This is a genomic window from Bacillus sp. FSL M7-0791, assembly GCF_038627085.1.
GTDB classification, from domain to species: Bacteria; Bacillota; Bacilli; order Bacillales; family Bacillaceae; genus Bacillus; species Bacillus safensis.
The window spans coordinates 1,141,397-1,163,005 of sequence record NZ_CP152022.1; the positions used below are offsets into that span (position 1 = coordinate 1,141,397).

Annotated in this window: 28 protein-coding genes, 1 tRNA gene and 1 riboswitch; of the genes, 17 read left to right on the top strand and 12 right to left on the bottom strand. The window is 39.2% G+C overall.

Features of this window, described 5'->3' with window-relative positions; genetic code table 11:
• Positions 1-85 precede the first annotated feature (85 nt).
• Positions 86-772, top strand: a complete 687-nt coding sequence (locus tag MHI08_RS05710; RefSeq protein ID WP_342500080.1) for a CotO family spore coat protein — start codon at positions 86-88, stop codon at positions 770-772.
• Positions 773-807: 35 nt separating this feature from the next.
• Here the strand turns inward: MHI08_RS05710 and MHI08_RS05715 are convergent, their stop codons facing one another.
• The 5 genes from MHI08_RS05715 to MHI08_RS05735 all read right to left on the bottom strand — a co-directional run bounded on the left by MHI08_RS05715 (position 808) and on the right by MHI08_RS05735 (position 3,449).
• Positions 808-1,251 (bottom strand): CotY/CotZ family spore coat protein, encoded by a 444-nt coding sequence (locus tag MHI08_RS05715; RefSeq protein ID WP_024425015.1) that lies wholly within the window; start codon positions 1,249-1,251, stop codon positions 808-810.
• Between the two features lie 203 nt (positions 1,252-1,454).
• Positions 1,455-1,946 carry a CotY/CotZ family spore coat protein gene (locus MHI08_RS05720; RefSeq protein ID WP_003211658.1) on the bottom strand — a complete coding sequence of 164 codons (492 nt, stop codon included), beginning with the start codon at positions 1,944-1,946 and terminating at the stop codon, positions 1,455-1,457.
• A 146-nt stretch (positions 1,947-2,092) separates the two neighbouring features.
• Positions 2,093-2,587: a spore coat protein gene (locus MHI08_RS05725; RefSeq protein ID WP_025093420.1), complete on the bottom strand. Its 495-nt coding sequence runs from the start codon at positions 2,585-2,587 to the stop codon at positions 2,093-2,095.
• Positions 2,588-2,675: 88 nt separating this feature from the next.
• Positions 2,676-3,011: a hypothetical protein gene (locus tag MHI08_RS05730; protein ID WP_024425013.1), complete on the bottom strand. Its 336-nt coding sequence runs from the start codon at positions 3,009-3,011 to the stop codon at positions 2,676-2,678.
• A gap of 42 nt (positions 3,012-3,053) precedes the next feature.
• Positions 3,054-3,449, bottom strand: coding sequence for a spore coat protein (locus MHI08_RS05735; RefSeq protein WP_231506869.1), 396 nt, complete (start codon positions 3,447-3,449; stop codon positions 3,054-3,056).
• A gap of 168 nt (positions 3,450-3,617) precedes the next feature.
• On the opposite strand from MHI08_RS05735, the gene MHI08_RS05740 reads away from it, so the two are divergent.
• The 5 genes from MHI08_RS05740 (at position 3,618) to MHI08_RS05760 (ending at position 5,097) form a co-directional block, all read left to right on the top strand.
• Positions 3,618-3,968 carry a DUF1360 domain-containing protein gene (locus tag MHI08_RS05740; protein WP_024426459.1) on the top strand — a complete coding sequence of 117 codons (351 nt, stop codon included), beginning with the start codon at positions 3,618-3,620 and terminating at the stop codon, positions 3,966-3,968.
• A gap of 71 nt (positions 3,969-4,039) precedes the next feature.
• Positions 4,040-4,168: a hypothetical protein gene (locus tag MHI08_RS05745; protein ID WP_259279657.1), complete on the top strand. Its 129-nt coding sequence runs from the start codon at positions 4,040-4,042 to the stop codon at positions 4,166-4,168.
• 89 nt (positions 4,169-4,257) lie between these two features.
• Entirely contained in the window at positions 4,258-4,479 is a 222-nt protein-coding gene (locus MHI08_RS05750; RefSeq protein WP_248351713.1) for a hypothetical protein, read from the top strand.
• A gap of 84 nt (positions 4,480-4,563) precedes the next feature.
• Positions 4,564-4,701: a YjcZ family sporulation protein gene (locus tag MHI08_RS05755; RefSeq protein WP_024426457.1), complete on the top strand. Its 138-nt coding sequence runs from the start codon at positions 4,564-4,566 to the stop codon at positions 4,699-4,701.
• A 138-nt stretch (positions 4,702-4,839) separates the two neighbouring features.
• Positions 4,840-5,097 carry a stage VI sporulation protein F gene (locus tag MHI08_RS05760; protein ID WP_008348417.1) on the top strand — a complete coding sequence of 86 codons (258 nt, stop codon included), beginning with the start codon at positions 4,840-4,842 and terminating at the stop codon, positions 5,095-5,097.
• Positions 5,098-5,113: 16 nt separating this feature from the next.
• Here the strand turns inward: MHI08_RS05760 and MHI08_RS05765 are convergent, their stop codons facing one another.
• Positions 5,114-7,426, bottom strand: coding sequence for an ATP-dependent helicase (locus MHI08_RS05765; RefSeq protein ID WP_339241175.1), 2,313 nt, complete (start codon positions 7,424-7,426; stop codon positions 5,114-5,116).
• 126 nt (positions 7,427-7,552) lie between these two features.
• Between MHI08_RS05765 and MHI08_RS05770 the strand changes: the two genes are divergently transcribed.
• On the top strand, positions 7,553-7,810 hold the full coding sequence (locus MHI08_RS05770; RefSeq protein WP_003210759.1) for a hypothetical protein: 258 nt from the start codon (positions 7,553-7,555) through the stop codon (positions 7,808-7,810).
• 82 nt (positions 7,811-7,892) lie between these two features.
• Here the strand turns inward: MHI08_RS05770 and MHI08_RS05775 are convergent, their stop codons facing one another.
• The 3 genes from MHI08_RS05775 to MHI08_RS05785 are packed head-to-tail and all read right to left on the bottom strand — an operon-like array spanning position 7,893 to position 9,642.
• A complete protein-coding gene (locus tag MHI08_RS05775) occupies positions 7,893-8,327 on the bottom strand; it encodes a GNAT family N-acetyltransferase (protein ID WP_163115266.1) in 435 nt (144 codons plus the stop codon).
• A 6-nt stretch (positions 8,328-8,333) separates the two neighbouring features.
• On the bottom strand, positions 8,334-8,849 hold the full coding sequence (locus tag MHI08_RS05780; protein WP_024426454.1) for a YjcG family protein: 516 nt from the start codon (positions 8,847-8,849) through the stop codon (positions 8,334-8,336).
• 52 nt (positions 8,850-8,901) lie between these two features.
• Entirely contained in the window at positions 8,902-9,642 is a 741-nt protein-coding gene (locus MHI08_RS05785) for an esterase family protein (protein ID WP_034282018.1), read from the bottom strand.
• A 221-nt stretch (positions 9,643-9,863) separates the two neighbouring features.
• A riboswitch (SAM riboswitch) is annotated at positions 9,864-9,985 on the top strand.
• A 78-nt stretch (positions 9,986-10,063) separates the two neighbouring features.
• Here MHI08_RS05785 and MHI08_RS05790 point away from each other — a divergent pair.
• The 3 genes from MHI08_RS05790 (at position 10,064) to MHI08_RS05800 (ending at position 12,562) form a co-directional block, all read left to right on the top strand.
• Positions 10,064-11,182 carry a methionine biosynthesis PLP-dependent protein gene (locus tag MHI08_RS05790; protein ID WP_125586482.1) on the top strand — a complete coding sequence of 373 codons (1,119 nt, stop codon included), beginning with the start codon at positions 10,064-10,066 and terminating at the stop codon, positions 11,180-11,182.
• Complete coding sequence (gene metC / locus MHI08_RS05795; RefSeq protein WP_041110172.1) at positions 11,179-12,357, top strand: cystathionine beta-lyase; 1,179 nt, start codon at positions 11,179-11,181, stop codon at positions 12,355-12,357. Before MHI08_RS05790 ends, metC begins: the two co-directional genes overlap by 4 nt.
• A gap of 132 nt (positions 12,358-12,489) precedes the next feature.
• Positions 12,490-12,562, top strand: a tRNA-Val gene (locus tag MHI08_RS05800).
• Positions 12,563-12,623: 61 nt separating this feature from the next.
• Here the strand turns inward: MHI08_RS05800 and MHI08_RS05805 are convergent.
• Positions 12,624-12,821, bottom strand: a complete 198-nt coding sequence (locus MHI08_RS05805; protein WP_076840882.1) for a hypothetical protein — start codon at positions 12,819-12,821, stop codon at positions 12,624-12,626.
• Positions 12,822-12,901: 80 nt separating this feature from the next.
• On the opposite strand from MHI08_RS05805, the gene MHI08_RS05810 reads away from it, so the two are divergent.
• On the top strand, positions 12,902-13,738 hold the full coding sequence (locus MHI08_RS05810) for an SMI1/KNR4 family protein (protein WP_342500081.1): 837 nt from the start codon (positions 12,902-12,904) through the stop codon (positions 13,736-13,738).
• A gap of 191 nt (positions 13,739-13,929) precedes the next feature.
• The gene (locus MHI08_RS05815; protein ID WP_342500082.1) at positions 13,930-15,036 is read left to right on the top strand and encodes a Rap family tetratricopeptide repeat protein; all 1,107 of its coding nucleotides are present in this window, start codon (positions 13,930-13,932) and stop codon (positions 15,034-15,036) included.
• Between the two features lie 398 nt (positions 15,037-15,434).
• Here MHI08_RS05815 and MHI08_RS05820 read toward each other — a convergent pair whose 3' ends face one another.
• A complete protein-coding gene (locus MHI08_RS05820) occupies positions 15,435-15,773 on the bottom strand; it encodes a helix-turn-helix domain-containing protein (protein ID WP_024424994.1) in 339 nt (112 codons plus the stop codon).
• A 105-nt stretch (positions 15,774-15,878) separates the two neighbouring features.
• On the opposite strand from MHI08_RS05820, the gene MHI08_RS05825 reads away from it, so the two are divergent.
• Positions 15,879-16,262 (top strand): RidA family protein, encoded by a 384-nt coding sequence (locus tag MHI08_RS05825; RefSeq protein ID WP_262089323.1) that lies wholly within the window; start codon positions 15,879-15,881, stop codon positions 16,260-16,262.
• Positions 16,263-16,713: 451 nt separating this feature from the next.
• On the opposite strand, the gene MHI08_RS05830 is transcribed toward MHI08_RS05825, so the two are convergent.
• Positions 16,714-17,133: a stress protein gene (locus MHI08_RS05830; RefSeq protein ID WP_076840885.1), complete on the bottom strand. Its 420-nt coding sequence runs from the start codon at positions 17,131-17,133 to the stop codon at positions 16,714-16,716.
• A gap of 165 nt (positions 17,134-17,298) precedes the next feature.
• Between MHI08_RS05830 and MHI08_RS05835 the strand changes: the two genes are divergently transcribed.
• The 4 genes from MHI08_RS05835 (at position 17,299) to MHI08_RS05850 (ending at position 21,345) form a co-directional block, all read left to right on the top strand.
• The gene (locus MHI08_RS05835; RefSeq protein ID WP_163115263.1) at positions 17,299-18,129 is read left to right on the top strand and encodes a sialate O-acetylesterase; all 831 of its coding nucleotides are present in this window, start codon (positions 17,299-17,301) and stop codon (positions 18,127-18,129) included.
• Positions 18,130-18,252: 123 nt separating this feature from the next.
• A complete protein-coding gene (catA, locus tag MHI08_RS05840; protein WP_163115262.1) occupies positions 18,253-18,915 on the top strand; it encodes a type A chloramphenicol O-acetyltransferase in 663 nt (220 codons plus the stop codon).
• Between the two features lie 205 nt (positions 18,916-19,120).
• Positions 19,121-20,239: a tetratricopeptide repeat protein gene (locus MHI08_RS05845; RefSeq protein ID WP_163115261.1), complete on the top strand. Its 1,119-nt coding sequence runs from the start codon at positions 19,121-19,123 to the stop codon at positions 20,237-20,239.
• A gap of 275 nt (positions 20,240-20,514) precedes the next feature.
• Positions 20,515-21,345, top strand: coding sequence for an SMI1/KNR4 family protein (locus MHI08_RS05850; RefSeq protein ID WP_163115260.1), 831 nt, complete (start codon positions 20,515-20,517; stop codon positions 21,343-21,345).
• Positions 21,346-21,609: the final 264 nt, after the last annotated feature.

Sequence of the window (21,609 nt, forward strand, 5' to 3'; positions counted from 1 at the left end):
AAGGGTATGCTGTTTTTTTATTTTTCTTCTGATTTGAGGCCTCCGTTCATATATATAAGGAATGAATCATTCGGGAGGGATTAGTATGTCAAATAAAGGTGATGAGAATCAAAAGCCGCTGATGTATATTGTTCAGCCGAGCTATCAAGAATCAAAGCCGGCCATGCAAAATATTGTGAGAAAGCGAAAGAAATCAGAAAAACAGCCAGAAAGTGAGACCAATGCAAAAGATGTGATCAAAGAAAGCACGCAGGAGGAACCTGCAGCTCAAGAAATAGAGCATAAAAAAGAAGCCGAGCCGCCTAAACTTCAACAAGAACGAGATATGACACACGAATCTGAGTTTACAGAAGAACAAGAGATCACACAAGAAGCAGAGGCTACACAGGAACAAGAGGATACACAAGAAGCCGAACGTACACAGGAACAAGAAATCACACAAGAACCAGAGCTCATACAAAAGCGAGAGCCTCAAGAAGAAGAGGGAAATCAGCCAGAAGGTGTCTTCCATGAAACAAAAGAAGAACCAAGAAGAAAACGAGTGAAAAAGCCTTTAAGTCAGATGAGTATTGATGAAAAAGTCGATTTTCTCACAAGACTGCCTCATAATATGCCAAGAGCTCTTTGTCTGATTGAAGCTGATGGTAAAACATATAGAGGAATCATCATGGATCGAAAAGATGATACTGTGAGCATTCGTACAGCAGGCGGGGGAAATCCAGTCGAATTAGCGATTGCTGAGATTACTTCCATCCATCCGCTAGGTTTTTAACTAATAAAAAAAGTCCCTTATAGGGACTTTTTTTGTTAGCAGTTACGATTGATGAGTCGTGGGTTTAGGCACTCGATTGCGCAGAAGCAGTCAAGGTCTACTTCAATGCAATATTTCGATTTTTCTAATCGGAACACATCACATAAGGAATCTTTATCTGTAAAATCTAAAATATGACGGTCTTTGTCAAATGCGATAAGCAAGCTGAGTGTTGCACAGTGATCACAGATATGTTCGACTCTGAAAAATGCAGTGCTGAAGCAAGGGCCTGGATCTACTTCTCCGACGTTTCCGAATGCGACGAATGGTTTTGATTTGGATGTAAAGAGAACAAACGGGACAGTGTCACCTAATGAATGTGATGGAGAAAGGAGATTGCTGTAACAGCTGGTCGGGCACTCTTCTTTGACAGCATTTTGCAAGTCGCTAATGTTTTCAACAGCCTCTGTTACACAGCTCCATGAATGGTTGCGGCTCATATTCAACCCTCCTATACTAGGAAATTTGTTTGAGTGTTTGAGCACTGTCATCATCTACAAGCTATCTTTGCCGGCTCGTGCATCTACTTTTAACCAATGCGGAAGCGGCCGCTTCTTATGCTGACTGCTCCGCATGATTGGCTGTCATTCGTGAGGAAGGGGATGCTTTGACTTATGACAAGTTAGATCAGTGGCCTGTTGATTTAGCCGTGGTGATGATGCTTTTTATCTTTCGATGGCATGACTCTGTCGACAAGCTCTGGGTTTAAGCATTGGATTGCGCAGAAGCAGTTTAAATCAACCTCAATACAAAAGTCCGTTTTTTCTAGACCAAAGAAGTCAGGGTCACAAGGGTGACACACGCTTAGCGTATGTCCGTGTACATCAACAGGTCTTAATACAGATAACGTAGCACAGCAGTCGTGTAATTTTTCAACCCGGAAGAAAATAGATTCGAAGCATTGGCAATCGTCAACGAATCCTCCAATGTTTCCGAAAGTAGAGAACAACCCGCCCTTTTTATCAAAAAGTAAAAACGGAATCGTATCTTTTCCAGAAACTGTTGGGCTTAATAAATTACTGTAGCAGCTCGTAGGACATTTATCTTCTACAGCTTCCTGCTCTGCTAAAATCTTATCAACCGCATCGCATACACAGTTTTCATCATGTCGGCCATGGTGTTTTCCGCAGCTCATGGATTTCAGCTCCTTTAACAAGGTATTTGACTTTAGTCCTTAACAACATATGTATGCGCCCTCTAGTTGGTGTGGGTAAATGACCATTTATATTTGCTGTATTTTTATAAAAGGAAAAGCAGAGCTTTTCGCTCTGCTTTTGGACATTAGAGGATGCCGATTGCAACGATTGTCGCAACAAGTGTTTGTGTAAGTGTTTGGATTGCGATAGAGATGTCCGCATCGATTGTAGAGACTGTAACGTTTCTTGAATTTTCGATGACAAGTTTTTGGCGGTTTGTTTGTTTGTGAGTAGCTGCTTGTAAGAGATCCTGCGTGACGCGGTCTGCCAAATCACCGTCTGCGATTGAGATATTTGTAATGGTGATGATCGCTGTTTGAATCGCTACTTGGATAGATGCTGCAACCTGTGCATCGACAGAAGATACGTTAATGTCACAAGAGTCTCTGACGATAATGACTTCCTCAGATGTCTGCTTTGTGAAGCTTACTTGATCCAAGTCTTGTAAGACATCTTCATCATCATAATAGTCGTCACAAAGTGCTTTTCTTTCATAATTGCAATCGTCGTGGTGTCTGTGGTGTCCGTGGTGTGTACAGTTACGATCTAGAGCGACCCAAGAATATGGTTTAGAATCCATTTCTATTCCTCCTTCCGTTTACTTTATTAAATGCTGGAATGCGTGGTTTTGTCTCGGGCATTTACCCTAGCAGGCAACCCATTTTTATTTAATCGTTATTACGCTGCGCATTACGACGCTGCTGAATACGATTTCGAAGTGAGTTTCGATTTGGACGTACTTTTGGTTCAGGCACTACTTCTTCCGGCTGTTTTGCTGCCTCAGCCTGCCTTTTTTTCTCCTGCTGCTGTTCTACGAAATCATTTGCTTTCTTTTGTAAGTCCTCGACTAATTTCAAAATCATTCTTCTTTGATCGTCTGAAATTTTTGCTTTCTGATCATCAGTGATATTGTTTTTGTTTAACACATCACTGACAAGAAGACTTGTTAATGGATCAATATCAGTATTGATTTGAAACTCCTTTTTTTCGTTCTCTTCAGCCACGATGATTTCACCTCTTTCATACGTCATTAGAAAAAGAAAGGGTCAAAGAATGCCGGCTTCAACTAAGAGCACATTCAATGTTTGAGTGAGAATTTGGACGGAGTTCATAATGGATGCATCTGATAATGTAATCGTAATGTTATAGCAGTTGATGATTTGAATCACAGTTTTCTTTTGGACTTCCACTTGTTGTGTGGATAAAAGCTGGTCTGTGATGTCAGCAGCCAATTCATCGTCTGGTACAAGAATTTGGATTAAAAGAGTAATGATTGTCGTTACGGTCGCTTGAAGGGAGAGTGCGGCTGTTACATCTGTTTTATGAATTGTGACATTTTCGGAATCTTTGATCTCAATGAAATCATCATAATTGCTGATTAATTCGTTTAACAGTTGTGTATATAATGTTTCAGCACTTTCTTCAATAGACAATACTTTCACTCCTTTCTTATCTATACATTATTTAATGCAACAAGGACGCAAGGTGGAATCGGAAAGTGTGAAAAAGTACAACCCAATTTTATTTCCGCTCGATTCATCATGACGGTCTTTTTTCTTGCATATATAAAGAAAGGACGGAAAAAGAAGAAAGAAGGAGGTGGAGGCTCCCTGAGCGGTGCTTTGTCATTTGTCGTGTTTGCCCTCGCATCCTTTAGACTGACGAGACTGATTGTGTTTGATACCATTACTGCGCCATTCCGCCGTCTATTTCATGAAGAACAGGAAGAGGTAAACGAACAAGGTGAGGTCGAAACATATATCATCATTAAAGGGGAAGGACTGCGGTCTTGGGTTGGAGAACTGTTAAGCTGTTATTGGTGTACTGGCATATGGTGCACTGCTGCCTTGCTTCTGATATACATACTTTTTCCTGTCATCAGCATGTGGCTTAATTTACTATTAGCGATTGCCGCAGCAGCAGGCATCATTGAAGCGGTCGTCTCGAAGCTTGTGAAATAAACAGGCATTCTGATCAGACACGCTTTCAATAAATGCATATACTATCATGGAATAGGAAAGGAAGGGTTGCGATGAAACCAACTGAAACGCCGTCACATATGCTTCAAGGTTATCCAGCGCAGTCAAATCAACAATCTGTATATACGAAGAAAATCAAAAAAAATGGCTGCGGCTGTGGAAACAAAAAGAAACCTCAATAATAGAAGAGAAAAACAAAAGCCGGATTTATCCGGTTTTTTTGTTGCCTTTTTTTGAGTGGTGCATATGTAAGAGAGAAGGGGTGACCAGAATGGATGCATTCGAACAATTAATCGGTTCCTTGTTCACTAAACCCCATGATGGGAAAGAACAAGCGCACGAAAAGGCTGAAATGGATCTAACGGATAAAGCGAATGATCTTGAGGAGTACTTAAAAGCATTTGGCGTGAAGATGGAGGCTTTTGCGAAAGAAACAGAAGCATTCATGGTGCGTCATAGAGAGGCAGATTACATCTTTAAACAGCAGAAATAAAAATTCCGCACTTTTTTATGTGATCGTCCAAACCATTTCTTGCATTTTTCATACTTTGTAAGGGAGAAGAGGAGGTGCTTAAATATGAGTTACGGTTACGGTGGCGGTTCTTGCGGCGGCTACGGCGGTGGCTACGGCGGCGGATATGGATCAACATTTGTACTTGTCGTTGTGCTTTTCATCCTTCTAATCATCGTTGGTGCTTCTTTCTTTAACTACTAAACAGTAAGAAGGTGAGGGAAGCAAGGGGGAAGCCTTTTGCTTTCCTTTCTCTTTGGTCAAACAAGGCTTTAGGATAGGCACATATCCCGCCTATTTTCATATAGTAAGGTGATTACTCCACAAAGAGGAGGCAAATGAATGGATAATAAATTTTTTAAAAGCGTAGAAAACAAAACCGGTGTGAATATGAATGATGTGTTTAAACTTGCAGGTTCTTTGCAAAATGCCAACTTTAAAGATGAGAATACCGTTCGAGGTGTCATTAAAAAAGTAGCGCAGCTTGCGAACAAACGTGTACCTAAAGAAATGGAAGACAAAATCGTTCAATCGATTACAAGTGGAAAAGAAAAGCTTGATTTCAATACAATAGCTAAAATGATGAACAACAAAAAATAAACAACAGGCTCTCCGTTTAAAGGGGGGCCTGTTGTTTTTGCGTAAATAATTCACGGTTTTTCTTTAGAAGAGGATACAAAAAGCGAGAACGATGAGCCGTTTTTCCTCGTCTAAATGATGGAACTGACAGATAAAGAGATTGTTCTGCTCTTGTCATGGCAACGTATAATAAACGGCGCTCTTCTTCTAGCGCTTCTTCATCACCGTTTCTCAGTTCATCCAATGAGAAATCATGAGGCAGTGCCCCATCGACCACACAAGTGATGTATACTGTCTGGAACTCTAGTCCCTTTGCGCGGTGGATCGTCATGAGCTGAACACCGGGTTCATCTGTTTTTTCCTTTTCGGCAGACTTCATATGTTCGGCATGTGCGAGAAAGGCTTCAATCGTTTCAAAGCGTTTGGTGGCTGTTTTCACATCACGTACATCATCCGCTCCTTTTTCAAGTACATTCGTATCGTTCACCCGTTTTTTTAAATAATCCCCGAGTCCCATCTTTTGTTCAATAAATGTCACCGCGTCCGATGGCTTTAATGTACGTAACGTTCGGAACAAAGGAACGATTGATTGCAGCTTTTTCTGTTGAAACGGCTGTATATCTGTCAGCTTTCCGAGCGCTTCTACCATTGAGCAATCTTCTGTGATGGTCAGTGCCTTTAGTGTATTCAGGGTTTGCTGCTTTAAAAAGAAAACCGGCAGCAGCTGTTTCATGGCGGCCACATCGTCTGCATCCTGACTTAAGGAAAGAAAGGCGAGAAGAACCCGAACCATTCGTCTGCTGTAGAAGGCTTTGACACCAGCATCCGTCTCATATGGAATCGCCGATTGATGCAGCCGTTCATAAATCGCACGGCCGCCTGTATTCGTTCGAAACAGCACGCAGAAGTCATTCGGCTTTGCACCATTTTTAATTTTCTCCTGAATATCAGCGACAATCATGGTCGCTTCCTCTTCTTCGTCATATGGATAGAAGAGAGTCGGAGGAATTTTCTCCGCGCGCACGGCTTTTAACGTCTTCTCATAACGATGCTGATTTTTCTTAATAATCGCATCAGCACTTGCGACAATCGTATGGTGAGACCGGTAATTCGCATGTAAATGGACGATCTGAGCCGAAGGATAGTCCTGTTTGAATTCAAGAATGAAAGCAGGATTGCTCCCTCTAAAGGCGTAAATGGCTTGATCATCATCCCCTACACAAAATAACTGCTCTGATTCTCCGGCTAAAAGCTGAATTAATTGATATTGCACTGGATTAATATCCTGAAATTCATCCACTAAAATATACTGGAATCGTTCTTGATACCGTTTTAGCAGTTCTGGCTGTTCTTTCAGCATATGTAAGCAGGCAATCGCCATATCATCAAAGTCAAATTGCTGATGATCTCGTTTTTGCTGTTCATATGATTGATAGATCGTCCACATGTGTTTTTCCTTTTCATCTTTCAAATCAGGAAGTTCACCTGGTAAAAAGGCATTTTTCCAATAGCCGATCGATTGCAGTACTTGATCGGTAGGATAGTCTTTCTCATCAAGTCCTTCATTCATAATGGCTTTTCGAATGTATTGCTCCTTTTGCCAGTCAAACTTGATCAGATGCTGGCCGTTCCATTTGTTTGCGTCATCGTGAAGCAGCATTTTATAAAAAAGACTGTGGAAGGTGCCTGTCACTACTTGGCTGGCTTGTGAAGGATGAAGCTGGTATTGCTTGCGCAGTCTTTCTTTCATCTCATTGCTCGCTTTTGTGGTGAAAGTTACGAGTAAAATATGGTGAGCAGGAATATGATGATGGGACATGAGATAAGCCGCTCTAGCCGTCAGGACTCTTGTTTTCCCGCTGCCGGCACCAGCCAGCACAAGCATTGGACCATCTAAATGTGTGACAGCTTGAAGCTGCGGTGTGCTAAAGGTGATATGCGGGAAGAGGTCGATCGTATGAACTTCTTCATTCTCTTCTAAATGTAAGGCGTCGCTAAATTGAATCGACCTTGGTTCCTGCCAGTCATATGATTCGCTCGTTTGCGAGATGATCTGTTTGCCGGTTGGAAAACGGAAGCCGCCAAGTTCTTTATAGGAAGCCTTTTCCTCTTGTTCAGCCGTTTGATGATGATCTGCTTGTTCTTCAGCTTTTTCACAAATCTCTTGCTGAGATATGTGCTTATGAATAAAGGCAGGTTCATCATGTATATTTAATCTAAAAAAGACCGGTTGTCCGCAATATGGGCAGAATAATTGTCCTTTTTTTCCCTCGTCATGGAGGAATTGATAGTGTTCTCTCGAATACGTATGTAATGAGATCGTTCGATCATGTCGTCGTGCGCATTTCAAAGCTAGTCCTCCAATAGTCAATCAATCTTAAAACGAAACACATCTAATCATATCAAATGAGGCGTGTTTCAAACAGTCATAATTAGGGAATAGTAGAATAAGAGAGAAGCAAAGGAGGCGTTCTTGATGGGATATATAGCCCCGATTCAGCCGGATCTGTATTTTCAGTATATCAATCGTCCAGCTCCTCAGGATAAAGAAGACTACGCGAAAGTAACAAAGGTTACCCGCACCTTTCATGACAAGATTTACAGAGAGCTGGAGAAAAAAGAGGACTTAGTGACAGAAGCGGAAACGAAAGTACAGCAAAAAAAGCGGGAACGCTTTGTACGAGATATGTTTATGGAGGAAGGCAAGGGCGTTCATATCAATACGTATATATAAATGATTACGCTTTCTTCCATTGGCGAACGATAATGAAAAAGAAAAAGCCAGGGCATCTTGAATGCTCTGGCTTTTCTTTTGGTCAAACAGACAGTGTTTTTGTCATTTTGACATGTTTGATTCCTGCTTCTTCAAACGGTTCAGAAACCGCTTTGTAGCCTTTCTTTTCGTAGAAAGGAAGAGCTTGGATTTGGGCATGCATAACCGCTTCTTTTGCTCCATTAGCAATCGCTTCTGTTTCTAGCGCCTCTAATAGCTTGTGGCCAAGGCCGAAGGAGCGCGCCTCTTTTAACACACAAATCCGTTCAAGCTTTGCCTTTGAACCCTCAATGATCCGAAGTCTAGCGGCTGCCTGAGGCTTTTTGTCATCATTGTAAATGACAAAATGGGTGGCTTTGTCCTCTAGTTCATCAATTTCGATCTCTACTGGAACTTCTTGTTCTTTTACGAATACTTCTTTTCGTACATAATATGCATCTTCTCGTTGTGTTTGTTCTGTTACGATGACTGTTTTCAAATGTCTTTAACCCTCTTCTCCTAAAATAAATGTTTCATAGACGGTCCAAGAACCGTTCTCTAATTGATATAAAAGGTGGAAGCGATCCACTGTTTCTTCATGGTCGATCTTTCTCAGCTTTAATGTGCCAAGTACGTCTGAATGCTCATCATCTGATAGTTTTTGAGCGACTGTCACATGAGGAACAAAGGCATATTCAGGTGTACCAGCAAGTGGATCTGCGTACAATCTTTCATTGAGCGCCATGATGTCCTCGTTCGGTTCTACTTTCATATAAATGACGTTGTTTACAGGAGCGAATGAACTGAATTTTTTAATACGTAACGTAATAGGAGAAGCATTTTTTGCATAATCTCTTAACGTTGAGACGACCTCAGCCGCTTCTAGATCCGTTAATTCAAAAGGTGTTCTTAATGTTAAATGAGGCGGTATGAGTGCATAGTTCGGATCATAACGCTTCCGGTAAGAGTTCGCAATATCTTGCAATTTTTTTGATGGAAATATAACAACTCCGTATTTCATCATGTTCCCTCCTGAATAAGAAAGTATTTATTATTGTTTATTATAACAAAATTCAGTTGATTAACGAATATGGGAGCATTCTTTTTAACGAAGGCGCAATGAGCGGCTGCCAAAACGTCCATTTATGATCCCCTTCGAATGTCTCAAATAAGTAATCCGCACCAGATTGTTCAAGAAGGGTCTTTAAATCTTCGTTCGGCTGAACAAAATCAAGCACCTGGCCATCTGTTGTTTTCACAGCCGTTTCCTCAAGCCCAATTTGATGGATAATGGCATAATGAGAAAGGGCTGTCGACTGTTTGACGGCTTCTAGAACCGACTCGTCAACGTAAGGGGACTGCAAAATCAGCCCGCCAAATAAAGAAGGATAATCAATGGCTGTCATGAGAGAAATCGTCGCACCCAGTGAATCACCAATAAACGTTCGTCCTGATCCAATTTGATAGGTTGGATAGTGTTTATCAATATAAGGGACCAGTTCATTTGCTAAAAAGCGTTTATACGCTTCAAACTTTGTACCATCTGGATGATACGTGTTTCGTCTTTCCGTGACATTTTCATAAGGAACACCAATGATAATCGAGCGTTCCATTTCTTTGTTTTGCATCAATTCTTCTGCCTGTCTGCCTATTTTGCCTAGGCGGAAATAATCATGACCATCCTGGGCAATGATGACATGATATGTATAAAGGGGGGAGTAATTGACTGGCAAATAGATCAAAATGGTCATGTCCGCCCCAAGTTCTTTTGACTGTAAGGTTTCTTCTTGAATGATTCCTGTTTTCTTCACCATAATCCATTCCTCCAGCTAACCAAATTCATCATAAAGTGAAACGTTTCCATTCATTGTAACATGAAAAACAGCGTTGTTCCTATATGCTAACATGCAATCAAACCGTATAACATCGATTCTGTTATAAAATACAGAAAATTTTAATTAATCATGACATTTCCCCTTGAAAAATGAGATTTAATGGGTTACAGTATTAAGAATTAGAACAGACAGACAACACATTCTTATCGTGAGAGGTGGAGGGACTGGCCCTTTGAAACCTCAGCAACCGGTATGCATCACTTCATGTGATGTACCAAGGTGCTAAATCCAGCAAGCAGCTTTTTTGCTTGGAAGATAAGAGGAAGCGATTAAACCCCTTCTTCTTATGAAGAAGGGGTTTTCTGTTTTGAAATCAGATTTTTACTTAGGATGGTGTCAAATGACAGAACATGTGGAAACGAAATTAGCGCAGATTGGAAACCGTAGCGAAGAGGTGACTGGCACTGTCAGTCCTCCCGTTTATCTTTCGACAGCATACAGACATAGAGGGATAGGTGAATCTACAGGATTTGATTACATTCGAACGAAAAACCCAACAAGACAGCTCGTAGAGGATGCAATTGCTTCACTCGAAGAAGGGACGGCCGGTTTTGCCTTCAGTTCGGGAATGGCGGCGATTCAAACGATCATGGCTCTATTTGAAAGCGGAGATGAACTCATCGTCTCTTCAGACCTATATGGCGGTACATACCGTTTGTTTGAAAACGAATGGAAAAAGTACGGCTTACGTTTTCTTTATGATGATTTTTCAGATGAAGACTGTTTACGCTCTAAAATCACGCCAAACACAAAAGCGGTCTTTATTGAAACACCGACAAATCCACTGATGCAGGAAGCAGATATTCAAAAAATAGCGAAGATTGCAAAAGAGCATGGCGCTTTGGTAATTGTCGATAACACCTTTTACACACCAGTCTTGCAAAAGCCGATTACGCTTGGAGCGGACATTGTCATTCATAGCGCAACCAAATATTTAGGCGGACATAATGACGTTCTTGCCGGGCTTGTGGTGACAAAAGGAGAGCAGCTGTCTGAAGACATGTTCCAGCATCAAAACGCGATTGGAGCGGTTCTATCACCATTTGACTCATGGCTTTTAATGAGAGGAATGAAAACACTGGCTCTTAGAATGCGCCAGCACGAGGCAAATGCGAAGGAGCTGGCACAGTTTTTAGAGAAGCAGCCAGAAATTCAAGATGTGCTTTACCCAGGAAAGGGAGGCATGCTGTCATTCCGAGTAGCCAAAGAGGAATGGGTCAATCCATTTTTGAAGCAGCTGAAAACGATTTGTTTTGCTGAAAGCCTTGGCGGAGTCGAAAGCTTCATTACGTATCCTGCGACACAAACGCATATGGATATTCCAGAAGAGATTCGCATTGCAAACGGTGTATGTAACAAGCTGCTCCGTTTCTCTGTTGGCATCGAGCATGTAGATGATCTGAAAGCAGACCTGAAACAGGCACTCTCACAAGTAAAAGAGGAGGTACACGCCAAATGACCACACACGATTGGACACTTGAAACACAACTCGTTCATAATGCGTTTAAAACAGACCGTTCAACAGGTGCAGTCAGTGTACCCATTCAGCATGCATCCACATTTCATCAAAGCAGCTTCGATGAATTTGGCCAATATGACTACTCCAGATCGGGAACTCCGACACGTCAAGCATTAGAGGATACGATTGCAGCGCTGGAAGGAGGAACGAGAGGGCTTGCCTTTGCATCAGGCATGGCTGCTATTTCAACCGCTTTTCTTCTATTATCAAAGGGAGATCACGTCCTTGTCACAAGAGATGTGTACGGCGGGACTTTCCGAATGATCACCCAAGTTCTTTCAAGATTTGGAATTGAGCATACCTTCGTGGACATGACCGATTTGAATGAAGTTAAAAGAGGCATTCAATCAAATACAAAGGTCATTTACATGGAAACACCGTCAAATCCAACACTAGGGATTACAGATATTGAAGGTGTTGTCCAGCTTGCGAAAGAGCATGGCTGTCTGACTTTCTTAGATAATACGTTTTTAACGCCTGCGCTTCAGCGTCCGCTCGACCTTGGTGTTGACGTTGTTTTGCACAGCGCAACGAAATTTTTAAGCGGCCATAGTGATGTGCTGTCAGGCTTAGCTGTGGTGAAAGATGAGAAGCTGGGAGACGAACTCTATTCGCTGCAAAACTCCTTCGGTGCGGTCCTTGGCGTGCAGGATTGCTGGCTTGTGTTAAGAGGGTTAAAAACCCTTCAGGTGAGATTAGAAAAAGCAAGCCAAACGGCCTTCGAACTAGCTTCCTTTCTCAAAGAACATCCTGCGGTGAAAAAAGTATACTACCCAGGCTTAGACGATCATCCAGGCGCAGATATTCAGCGAAAGCAAGCAAGCGGAGCAGGAGCGGTTCTCTCATTTGAACTAGAAAATCAAGCGGCAGTCAAAGAATTGGTGGACGCTGTCACATTACCTGTATTCGCCGTCAGCCTAGGTGCCGTCGAATCCATTTTGTCGTACCCAGCCAAAATGTCACATGCGGCTATGCCAAAAGAAGAAAGAGAAAAAAGAGGGATTACAGATGGACTGCTTCGTTTAAGTGTCGGAGTTGAAAACGGAGAAGACCTCAAACGCGACTTCAAACAAGCACTTGATCAATTAAAGCCAGTTCTTGTGAATCAATCATAAAGAAGGAGAGAAAAAAGCCGGCACGGCCGCCGGCTTTTTGACCTTTTTTAAACAAAACCATTGACGCTTTATTATTATGGTTATATAATAGAGACTGTCAGTAACAGAAAGCCCAGAACTGATACATAACCCGATTCCGTAGCTCAGCTGGGAGAGCGCTACCTTGACAGGGTAGAGGTCGCTGGTTCGAGCCCAGTCGGAATCATCGTTTAAACCCTTGCCTAGCAAGGGTTTTTTGTTTTTCTGACAATGAATATTTGTTCTATTTATTTTAATTGGGGACGAATTGGGGGGCGAACTTTATCCGCCAGATTGTTTCCAGTTGGCAGGAGGTTTTCGATTGCTTGCCTAACAGTCTTCTCGTCTTTACCTGTTTTTCTTTTCAGATCATCAATTGTTGGATTCTTACGGAAGCGGCTCATATTATCAATAATTCGATAAATCTTTCTCTCGAGATCAGACAGACAATCACCACCAAAAATAGTTTGTCAGAATATAAGTTCGTGTTGAAGTTTAGTTAAATGAAATTAGGAGGAAATAAACTTTGAAATCTTTTTGGGAAATAGACGAGGAAAAAAGTTACTATACGTTAAAAAAGATCAGCGAAGCAGAAATATCTAAAGCTGAAAAGAAACTAGGAATCACTTTGCCAGATACATATAAAAAGCTCATATTAGAACAGAATGGCGGTTATATAGTTCATAATGCTTTTCCAACCACTCACTCTAATTCATGGGCTGAGGATCATATCCAATTTAATCATCTTTTAGGAATTGCAGAAGGTGAAGGAATTATGGATAGTGCCTATTTAATGAAAGAGTGGGAGCTGCCAGAAGGGCTTGTTTTGATTAACGGGGATGGCCATACTTGGGTAGCGATGGATTATCGAAAAACGAAAGAGAATCCTGCAATTCATTATTTTGATGTTGAGATGGAAGAAGACTTTAAGTTAGCAGATTCCTTTGATGAATTCATTCAGGGGCTTTATACAGCTGAGTACACTGATGAGGAAGCAGCAGAGGGTGAATATGAACTTTCTGAAGTTCATTTAAGTAAAGAAGAACTTGAAGCCATATTTGAATTGGACGTCCTTGATGAAGAGAATCTTTATAAAATTCAATACTACCCGATGGTTGATTTGAACGAAATTGAATGGTTTTTTAAAAAGATGCAATATCATATTGAAAAAACAAAAGATGAAGATGATCTTTATGAAGTAGCTACTACGATTAACAACGTTCTCTTATTGAATCCCAATATGCCAATCAACGATAAAATTAATGGAAATCTAAATCAAATTGCTAAATTTTTAGAAAAAAATAAAGATCCACTTATAGTAAATCTCGGAGAACATATTGCTATGAAAACAAGTTTCCTTTAGTAAGCTTGGGCACAAAAAACAGGCCATACTAGTGGAAGATTTATTTGGAGTATCATCAAATAATAAAAGGCATACCAGAGAGGCGAATTCGTCTCTCTTTTTTGCGGTTTCTTTTCGGTGTGGAATATTCAAACGGATGATAATATATGTAATTATAGGGAAAATAAAGGAATGGATAGGGGGAGGTTTGTTTGGGAGAAAAAGTAGCAAGCCCATTTGTGGCTAAAATGATCGGTGATTGGTACGGATATATAAAGAAACAGGACATTCTAAAGGCTGAAAATAAGAGAAAAGAGATCGTAATAGCCTTTGAAAATATGGAAGAAGATCAAAATGTCTTATTATACTTTAACTTGATTGATTCCAGATACAAAATGTTGGCGCAGGAGTTTGAGGGATCAAAAGATATATTGAAGCAAATAGACATTGAAGAGAAGCAGAAAACGGATGACATGATTCAGTATTATTATTTCTTCTTCAATGGCATGTATGAGTTTTATAAAAAGCGCTTTTCAGACGCTATCAACTATTATCATATTGCAGAGACCCGACTTCGAAACGTTCCTGACGATTTAGAACGTGCTGAATTTAATTATCAGCTTTCGATTGCATACTACGAAATCGCACAAAATCATTTCTCCATTAACCACGCCAAAAAAGCTTTAGAAAGCTTTAAATCAGCAGATTTACAAGAGAGTCGGGTTGCTACTACTCTAATGGTAATCGCATCAAATAAGATGGATTTAAACCAATTTGTACAAGCTGAATCCACCTATAAGGATGCTATCAATTTAGCAGCAGAATCTAAAATTGATTTTCCACAAGCGCTAGGGTATTTCAATCTTGGGATATGTTATGAGCGTCAAGGAAAGCTTCAGCAAGCTTTAGAATGTTTACAAAATGTCTTTTCGGTTGAATTAAAAAAGCCACACAAACCACTGTATATGAGAACAAATTACATGTTAGCGCGTGTACTCTTCCAGTTAGATAAAAAAGCTCAAGGGCTGGATGCACACAACGAGTCACTCATGTTAGCGAATGAATTAGCTGACAATGCGTATATTGCTAAGTTAAATATCATACATTCAATATATGTAACAGATGATGAAATTCAGCTCAACGCAGCTCTTGATGTACTGAAAAATCAAAAACTTTGGACAGATGCTGCAGAATTGTCAATTATGGCAGCAAGATTTTATAAAAAGCAGGATAATTACAAACTGGCATCAAAATACTTTGATGAAGGTTTGGAATCACAGGCCAAAAAATTGACATGGATGGAGGAGGAAGCTGAATGAAGCACCTGAAAGTTATGATATTAAGCCTTACCTTATTAATGGGGATCACAACCACTGTACATATAAATTCCTCAAATGATTTTCAAACCGCAGAAAACGGCTACTTTGGTTAAGCATGAAGTCTATTAATAAAAAGGCCCTTTTTGGGGCTTTTTTTATTTGAACATTATCTGCTATTTTCATTGCTGTTTCAATTGATCAAAACACAACTTCAAAACGTATAGGCAAAATAAAAACAGACCCTGCAGGGTCTGTTTTTATGGGGACGGATGGGGCCTAATCATTACTATCTTTTTCATTAAGATTAGAAGTTCCCTATACGCTCCATTGCTTTATCAAAAGCTGCTTTTCTTTTGTCTCTTCATAGTCAATACTTGAATTATCTATACAAAAAGAATTTAATTACTTCGATTTTTCTCTCCCCAATCACATAACTGTTCTAAAATTGGTAAAAGTGTTTCTGCCTTATCTGTAAGACTGTATTCCACTTTAGGGGGGACTTGTGGATATTCCTTTCGTATAATCATCCCATCTGCCTCCAAATCTTTAAGTTGTGCACTCAATGTTTTAAAGGTAATCGTTCCAAGTCTCCTTTTCATATCATTAAAACGAACGGGTTGATTTTCCGAAAGGAGATACAGAATTAGCATTTTCCATTTGCCTCCTATAACTGATAATGTATATCCAAAAGGTGTCTCTTGGATATTACCCGTTTTTCTATAATCAGCCATACTCATATTGACACTATCCTTTCTGATAGTAGCTATCTAAATAGTGCGTACTATTTTTTTATTTATATTCATTTTATACTTACTTTACTTTGAAATAAAGGAGAGAAAACGATGACTAATATTAAAACCTACAATCACAATCTATGGGATCACGGTATTACCCAAGGATATAGCGTTAAAGGAACAATCTACATTTCAGGTCAATTTTCATACGATAAAAATGGTATGTTCGTTGGTAAGGAGAATATTGAAGTTCAGACTCTACAAACATTTGAGAACCTTGATCGGGTATTGGTGGAATTGGGAGCTACGAAATCCAACATTGCATATGTTGAAATTTTTCTAACAAATCCACAAGAACACTCCGAAACAGTCATAGATCTATTCAAGGAATACTTAGGTCAACACAGACCAGCTGGCAGTCTCATTGGTGTGACATATCTGGCTTTCCCAGAGCAATTGATTGAAATCAAGGCTATCGCACACACTGATTAAATACGTTATCAGATTAATTTGACCAATTCTCTATACAAGGGAAAGGGTAGAATCTAGAATTGCTCAACGTGTAACCAATAAAAGGGCAGAGGATAGACAGCACTATTTAAAGCATATGTGGGAAAAACTGAAATACAAAGTTATGTGCAGATGAAGGCTTCTCATTAGATATGAATTAAATTAAAACAGACCTTTAAGGGTCTGTTTTTTTATGGGGACGGATTGGGGACGAACCCTTTCAGTTTTCTTCAGAAATGCACATTTTTTATCAGAAAGGCTCATCATAGAACCTTATTAAATCAGTCTTTTTCAGGGAAGGTCTGTTTGCTCAGGATAAGGTCATTCACCTTAACTGGGTGAGGTGACGGTTCGATCCAACAGAATTAGAGACCATCGTAAAGAACTCTTCTCTGTTAAAGATTAAAGAAGCAATCGGTAAAAAAATATGAAACTATTTTATTTCCTCATCCATTACTTTCTTATATTTTTCAAACTCAGAATCCTTCATTTCTCCGTTCATTTGAAGCAGGAAGTTCCCTTTTGAATATGTGTGAGAGAAGAACATAGATCCAGCATTTCCTAACTCATCATAATAAGATTTGGCTTGGTTAAGGTCAGTTTCATTTCCAAATTTAAAAATCCTTCCACCAGCATTTTCACCTAAAGAAGGAATGAGAATCCTTTTTCCTTCTTCTCTTATATTTCCAAACTCTTTTTGTTCAAGATCAGTTGGTTTTTCTGCTTCAAGCCCAGCACTTTTGAAAGCTTCAATCACGTTGTCTGTGGTGAGCTGTTTTTTAGTAGATGCTGCATTGCTACAAGCTGTTAACAATAATAAACATGTAAAACATAATACAAAATATTTCTTCATAGTAGATCCTCCTGATTGATAGATGCATAAGGATCTTACACTAAGTAATTCCTGTTTACTATCATTTCGACAAAAATAGACAAATATGAAAAATAAAGAAGGGTAAAATGATAACGTTCAGGTAAATAGATATTTGATAAACCATTTATCGAGGGGGAGGAAGATATGAAGTCATTTTTACTAATTGGACAATCAAATATGGCGGGGCGCGGCTTCAAACATGAAGTGCCTCCGATTTATAATGAAAGAATCATGATGCTGCGAAATGGTAGATGGCAAATGATGACTGAGCCCATTCATTTTGATAGGCCGGTAGCTGGCGTAGGACTAGCGGCTTCCTTTGCGGAGTCTTGGTGTAAGGATCATGAAGGAGAGAAGATTGGCCTGATTCCTTGTGCAGAGGGAGGCAGTTCCATTGATGAGTGGCCGCCGGATGGAGCATTATTTCGTCATGCTATAAGTGAAGCTAAATTTGCAAAGGAAAATAGCGAATTGGTAGGAATATTATGGCATCAAGGAGAAAGTGACAGCCAAGATGGGAAATACAAAGAATACGATGAAAAAATACTAAGATTATTTCATGAACTAAGAACTGAGTTATCTGTACCTAACATTCCACTTGTGATAGGAGGTTTGGGTGATTTCTTGGGAAAGTCAGCATTTGGCGCAGGGTGTGTGGAATATCAACTGATGAATGAGAAACTACAAAAATATGCACATCATCATGAAAATTGTTATTATGTTACTGCGAAAGGCCTTATACCTAATCCGGACGGAATTCACATCAATGCGATGTCTCAGAGAATATTTGGTATAAGATATTATGAAGCATTTCGAAAAAAAGAACATATACATGAACCATTACCAAATGAACATGAGTTAGTGAATGAATGTCATAATAGAATGAATACCACAGCGGAGAAAACATATATAGCACTAGAAAAATTCACGTTAGGCAAGATGACTTACGAAGAGTTGCTGCAGGCTTTATCGTAGGTAAAACTCATGGTAGACTTTGAATGGACAGAAACACATATCTCTTGAAAGGATGATTGTGGTGGTGAAAACAGATAAAGTCTCCTCCTGAATACATGAAATCACATTCAGGAGGAGATAAAAATGTTTAAACAAATAGATAAAAATTATCCGAGAAAAGAGCACTTTCATCATTATATGAAGGTAACCCGATGCTCATATAGCCTGGTGATCGATCTAGACATCACGAAATTACATTCAATATTAAAAGAAAAAAAGCTAAAAGTATATCCTGTGCAAATTTATTTGTTAGCAAGGGCTGTGCAAAAAATACCGGAGTTTCGGATGGATCTAGTGAACGATGAACTTGGTCACTGGGATCTTCTCCATCCTAGTTATACGATTCTAAATAAAGAAACAAAGACATTTTCAAGTATTTGGACGCCTTATGACGAAAATTTTGCTCGGTTTTATAAAAGCTGTGTAGCGGACATTGAAACATTTAGCAAAAGCAGCAACCTATTTCCGAAACCTCATATGCCAGAAAATATGTTCAATATTTCAAGCCTGCCTTGGATTGATTTTACTTCTTTTAACCTTAATGTATCTACAGATGAAACTTATTTACTGCCGATATTTACGTTAGGCAAATTTAAGCTGGAAGAAGAGAAAATTATCTTGCCAGTCGCCATTCAAGTCCATCATGCTGTTTGTGACGGTTTTCATGTCGGTCAATATGTGGAATATTTGAGGTGGCTGATAGAACATTGTGACGAGTGGTTAAATGATTCAATGCAAATTACCTGAAGACAAAAGGTGTTATCATGGAAATCTAGAAGATGAAGGCAGACTGAAATGAGTCTGCCTTTTTGTTTTGTGATGAGAATGAAAATGTTTCAAAGGTTTACTGAGGCTATATTTGTTCTTTTTGCGGTTTCTTTTCGGTGCCTTGAAAACTTAAACATGTGATAATAAATGTAATATAAGGGAAATTAGTGGAAGGGGAAAAGGGATGGAGAAAGTTCTTTCTTCACATGTAGGTGTGAAAATAAATGAATGGTATAAAATGATTCGGCAATTCAGTGTACCTGATGCAGAGATTTTGAAAGCTGAGGTAGAACGAGAAATTGAGCGAATGGAAGAGGATCAAGACCTGCTCATTTACTATCAATTGATGTGTTTTCGACATCAGCTTATGCTCGATTATATTAAACCTTCAGAAAAACGATCGCCTTCTGTTTCTGATTTGGTTGATAAAATCGAAAATTCAAATCATCAACTTTCTGGTATGCTGCAATACTATAATGCTTTTTTTAGAGGAATGCATGAGTTTAGTAAGAAAGAATACATACAGGCTATCCAATATTATAAGATCGCTGAAAGGCAGCTCGCATTGGTGGTCGATGATATTGAGCAAGCGGAGTTTCACTTCAAGGTGGCTGAAGCCTACTATATTATGAAACAAACTCATGTTTCTATGCATCATATTATAAAAGCCTTAGACATCTATAAGCAGCATGAACAATATAAAGTTCGCCAAATACAAAGCTTGATTGTTATTGCAGGAAATTATGATGATTTCAAGCGATATGACAAGTCATTAAAGCATCTAAATACAGCTTTTTCTATAGCAGAAGAGCTCGCCGATAATATGTTAATTGCTAAAATTCTATTGAACATAGCGAATACATATGATCGACAACAAAAGTACACTGAAGCAATTATACGCTACAGAGAAGTTTTAGACATTATTACACCACGAAGTATTGAAATAAAACCAATCACCCTATTTAGTTTAAGCTGGTCGTTGTATAAGTCTAGTCAACATGATGAAGCCGCTCCACTCGTAGAAGATGGTCTTAAGTGCTCCTTAGAGATAAATGATTCGTTATGTTTGATGTTATTTAAAGCTTTAAAAGCGATTTATATAGATGCTAATGAGAAAGCAATTCAAGAAGTGCTAGATTATTTTGAGGAAAAGCAACTATATGTCTATGTCGAGGCATTTGCTCAAAGTATAGGATTATCTTCTGAAAAAAAGGGGGACTTTGAAAAAGCTGTCGAATATTATAAAAAGGCTCTTAAAGCTCAAAATGATATTCAAAAAGGGGAGTGTCTGTATGATTATTAAAAAATTACTAGTCATTGTTTCCATTGTATTGTTAAGTGTTTCAACAGCAGAAACTTTGAAACTCATTGAAACAAAATCAATTCGGAATACAACTATGGAGGAACATCAAAAATCAAATCGAAACACGACTATGATTGATCGAAATACAACCTCTGAAAACGTATAGACAAGATTAAAACAGACTTTAATAGTCTGTTTTTTTATGAAGTAGAATGAGTAAATGAACAGTTGGTCAATGTTATACTTATCTCAATAGATATAGGGAGGCATCCACTTTGAAACCATTTTGGGAGAAAGAAGAAGAGAGTCCTTTCACGTTAGAAAAGTTAGATGAGAAAAAAATTCGTGAAGCAGAGGGAAGACTTGGTGTCACTTTACCTGATACATATAAAAAGCTCATTTTAGAATGGAACGGTGGTTTTACAGTTCGTAATGCTTTCCCAACTGAACAGCCGAATTCATGGGCTGAGGATCATGTTCAATTTGACCATTTAAGAGGAATCGCCAAAGATGATGGCATCATGAATAGTTTCCAGCTAAGTGATGAATTGGAACTGCCGGAGGGACTTGTGATCATCAGCGGAGAGGAAGATACATGGATCGCAATGGATTATCGAAAAACGAAGGAACACCCGCCTATCCACTATTTTGATTTAGAAATGGGAGTCGATTTTAAGCTGGCGGATACTTTCGATGATTTTATTGAGCAGTTATATACAGCTGAAGATGTGATGGTCGAGGTAGTAGAGATTGATGAGGAATCCTCGGATTTGTATGTCAGTAAAGAGGAGCTTGAACAAATTTTTGAAAGACAAGACCTTCGTCAGCAGAATCTCTTTAAAATGGCACATTATCCGATGGAAGAAATTGAAGAGATTGAATGGTTTTTCGATCGTATGAAACAATGCATCAAACAGATAAAAGATCAACATGTTTTATATGAAGCAGCGACAACGATTCACTCCATCCTTCTGTTAAACCCGGATATGCAAAGAAATGACCTCATCAATCAAGAGCTGAAAGAAATAGCGGAGTTCCTAGAAAATAGTGGTGAGCCTAATACCTCTTTTTTGGGAGAAGACATTCATCCAGTGAAAAAAAGATAGTGAAAGAATAAAAGCCCCTGAAAAGGGCTTCTTTTTGTAATCTTATTGAAAGTCATATTTAAATAAAGTATAGTAACTTTATATGATAAAGAGGAGGATGGTTAAAGATGATGCATGCAGGAAGATTACGCCAGCAAACTTTGAACAATCAGTAATTTCATATGTTCAAAGGCTCTGTTTTCATCAAACGGAGTAAACGGGGTAGTCTGCACATTTTTAATGATCTTCAGCGGGAAAGTATGCAATTTCACTAGAAGACAGGCA

Coding starts and splice junctions, on each gene's coding strand:
- MHI08_RS05745 (WP_259279657.1), top strand. CDS start 4,040: ATGAAACCAACTGAAACGCCGTCACATATGCTTCAAGGTTATCCAGCG.
- catA (WP_163115262.1), top strand. CDS start 18,253: ATGTTTAAACAAATAGATAAAAATTATCCGAGAAAAGAGCACTTTCAT.
- metC (WP_041110172.1), top strand. CDS start 11,179: ATGACCACACACGATTGGACACTTGAAACACAACTCGTTCATAATGCG.
- MHI08_RS05710 (WP_342500080.1), top strand. CDS start 86: ATGTCAAATAAAGGTGATGAGAATCAAAAGCCGCTGATGTATATTGTT.
- MHI08_RS05820 (WP_024424994.1), bottom strand. CDS start 15,773: ATGAGTATGGCTGATTATAGAAAAACGGGTAATATCCAAGAGACACCT.
- MHI08_RS05750 (WP_248351713.1), top strand. CDS start 4,258: ATGGATGCATTCGAACAATTAATCGGTTCCTTGTTCACTAAACCCCAT.
- MHI08_RS05785 (WP_034282018.1), bottom strand. CDS start 9,642: ATGGTGAAGAAAACAGGAATCATTCAAGAAGAAACCTTACAGTCAAAA.
- MHI08_RS05790 (WP_125586482.1), top strand. CDS start 10,064: ATGACAGAACATGTGGAAACGAAATTAGCGCAGATTGGAAACCGTAGC.
- MHI08_RS05835 (WP_163115263.1), top strand. CDS start 17,299: ATGAAGTCATTTTTACTAATTGGACAATCAAATATGGCGGGGCGCGGC.
- MHI08_RS05755 (WP_024426457.1), top strand. CDS start 4,564: ATGAGTTACGGTTACGGTGGCGGTTCTTGCGGCGGCTACGGCGGTGGC.
- MHI08_RS05760 (WP_008348417.1), top strand. CDS start 4,840: ATGGATAATAAATTTTTTAAAAGCGTAGAAAACAAAACCGGTGTGAAT.
- MHI08_RS05720 (WP_003211658.1), bottom strand. CDS start 1,946: ATGAGCTGCGGAAAACACCATGGCCGACATGATGAAAACTGTGTATGC.
- MHI08_RS05780 (WP_024426454.1), bottom strand. CDS start 8,849: ATGAAATACGGAGTTGTTATATTTCCATCAAAAAAATTGCAAGATATT.
- MHI08_RS05715 (WP_024425015.1), bottom strand. CDS start 1,251: ATGAGCCGCAACCATTCATGGAGCTGTGTAACAGAGGCTGTTGAAAAC.
- MHI08_RS05825 (WP_262089323.1), top strand. CDS start 15,879: ATGACTAATATTAAAACCTACAATCACAATCTATGGGATCACGGTATT.
- MHI08_RS05770 (WP_003210759.1), top strand. CDS start 7,553: ATGGGATATATAGCCCCGATTCAGCCGGATCTGTATTTTCAGTATATC.
- MHI08_RS05845 (WP_163115261.1), top strand. CDS start 19,121: ATGGAGAAAGTTCTTTCTTCACATGTAGGTGTGAAAATAAATGAATGG.
- MHI08_RS05830 (WP_076840885.1), bottom strand. CDS start 17,133: ATGAAGAAATATTTTGTATTATGTTTTACATGTTTATTATTGTTAACA.
- MHI08_RS05725 (WP_025093420.1), bottom strand. CDS start 2,587: ATGGATTCTAAACCATATTCTTGGGTCGCTCTAGATCGTAACTGTACA.